Here is a 2,299-nt window from a genome sequence, read left to right as displayed (position 1 = left end):
ATCGGTGCTAATTAGAGTACCAGAGGTTGTGGTGGCTTTATCCGCTTCGTCGACGGTTACCTTTGCACTACTCACTGTAGCGGAGTCGTTAGTACCGTTAATGGTTACTTTAATTGTCGAAGGTGTGCCATCAACAGAGGCAACCGTAAACGTCTCTTCAACTTTGTCACCGACATTCAGTTGGTTGAATGCGCTGTTGGCCGTGAAAACCCAATGACCATTGGCATCAATGGTTAGGTCGCCATGGGTACCTGTGATCGAAGCTGGTGTGAAGGCGTTATCTGGGTTATCGATATCGGTACTGGTTAAGGTGCCAGAGGCTGTGATTGCTGAGTCCGTTTCATCGATGGAGACTGCAGCACTGCTGACGGTGGCGGCATCATTGGTACCGTTGATGGTCACTTTAATTGTGGATGGTGTGCCATCGACAGACGTTACCGTAAATGTCTCGTCAACTTTGTCGCCGGCATTCAGTTGGTTGAACGCGCTGTTAGCGGTAAAGACCCAATGACCATGGGAATCTATGGTTAAGTCGCCGTGGTTACCTGCGATTGAAGAAGGGGTAAAGGCATTATCTGGGTTATCGACATCGGTGCTGGTTAGCGTACCTGAAGTCGTGATTGCGGAGTCCGTTTCATCAACGGCTACCGTTGCGCTACTCACCGTAGCTGCATCGTTAGTGCCGTTTATTGTTACCTTGATAGTGGATGGAGTGCCATCAATAGACGTTACCGTGAATGTCTCTTCAACTTTGTCGCCAACGTTCAGTTGGTTGAACGCGCTGTTGGCGGTAAACACCCAGTGACCATTGGCATCAATGGTTAGGTCGCCGTGTGTACCGGTGATTGAATCTGGTGTGAAGGCGTTGTCAGAGTTATCAACGTCGGTACTGGTTAAGGTGCCAGAGGTTGTGATTGCGGAGTCAGTTTCATCAACAGAAACAGTGGCACTGCTCACCGTTGCTGCGTCGTTAGTACCGTTGATGGTGACCTTGATAGTTGACGGGGTACCATCGACAGAGGTGACTGTAAATGTCTCTTCAACTTTGTCGCCGACATTGAGTTGGTTGAACGCGCTGTTGGCAGTGAACACCCAGTGACCATTGGCGTCTATGGTTAGGTCACCATTAGTGCCCGTGATCGAATCTGGAGTAAACGCGTTGTCCGGATTATCAACATCAGTACTGGTTAGGGTGCCTGATGTGGTTATTGCCGTGTCTGTTTCATCGACAGCTACAGTCGCACTGCTGACGGTAGCCGCATCGTTGGTACCATTGATGGTCACTTTAATTGTGGAAGGTGTACCATCGACAGACGTTACCGCGAATGTTTCTTCAACTTTATCGCCGACATTGAGTTGGTTGAACGCACTGTTGGCAGTGAATACCCAGTGACCATTAGCGTCTATGGTTAGGTCACCGTGTGTGCCTGAGATTGAGTCTGGCGTAAAGGCGTTATCCGGATTATCGATATCGTTGCTGGTTAGGGTGCCAAAGGTTGTAATTGTTGAGTCTGTTTCATCAACGGCTACCGTTGCGCTACTCACCGTAGCTGCGTCGTTGGTACCATTAATGGTCACTTTGATTGTGGATGGTGTTCCATCAACAGACGTTACCGTAAACGTCTCTTCAACTTTGTCGCCAACGTTGAGTTGGTTGAATGCGCTGTTGGCCGTAAACACCCAGTGACCATTAGCATCAATGGTTAAATCCCCGTTGCTGCCGTGCTGAGTTGAAGCAGTAAAGGCGTTATCCGGGTTATCGATATCGGTGCTGATTAGGGTGCCAGAGGCTGTGATTGCTGAGTCCGTTTCATCAACAGCCACAGTTGCACTGCTCACCGTAGCAGCATCATTAGTGCCGTTTATTGTTACCTTGATAGTAGACGGAGTACCGTCGACAGAAGTAACCGTAAAGGTCTCTTCAACTTTGTCGCCAACGTTCAGTTGGTTGAACGCGCTGTTGGCGGTAAACACCCAGTGACCATTGGCATCAATGGTTAGGTCGCCATGCGTACCTGTGATCGAAGGGGGGGGGGGGGGGGGGGGGGGGGGGGGGGGGGGGGGGGGGGGGGGGGGGGGGGGGGGGGGGGGGGGGGGGGGGGTAAATGTCTCTTCAACTTTGTCGCCAACGTTCAGTTGGTTGAACGCGCTGTTGGCGGTAAACACCCAGTGACCATTGGCATTAATGGTTAGATCGCCGTGTGTACCGGTGATTGAATCTGGCGTAAAGGCGTTATCTGGATTATCAACATCAGTGCTGGTTAGGGTGCCAGAGGTCGTGACGGGTTTATCCGTTTCA

General features: G+C 50.9%; 1 protein-coding gene. It reads right to left on the bottom strand.

Features of this window, described 5'->3' with window-relative positions; all coding sequences use genetic code 11:
• On the bottom strand, positions 1-2,299 hold a 2,299-nt coding region (locus tag VFDL14_RS12690; RefSeq protein ID WP_200870292.1), incomplete at both ends, for a VCBS domain-containing protein.

The organism is Vibrio fortis (assembly GCF_000695685.1).
In the GTDB taxonomy this organism is placed as follows: domain Bacteria; phylum Pseudomonadota; class Gammaproteobacteria; order Enterobacterales; family Vibrionaceae; genus Vibrio; species Vibrio fortis_A.
The sequence above is the reverse complement of the archived record's forward strand: the minus strand, read 5'-3'. Positions and strand labels throughout refer to the sequence as shown.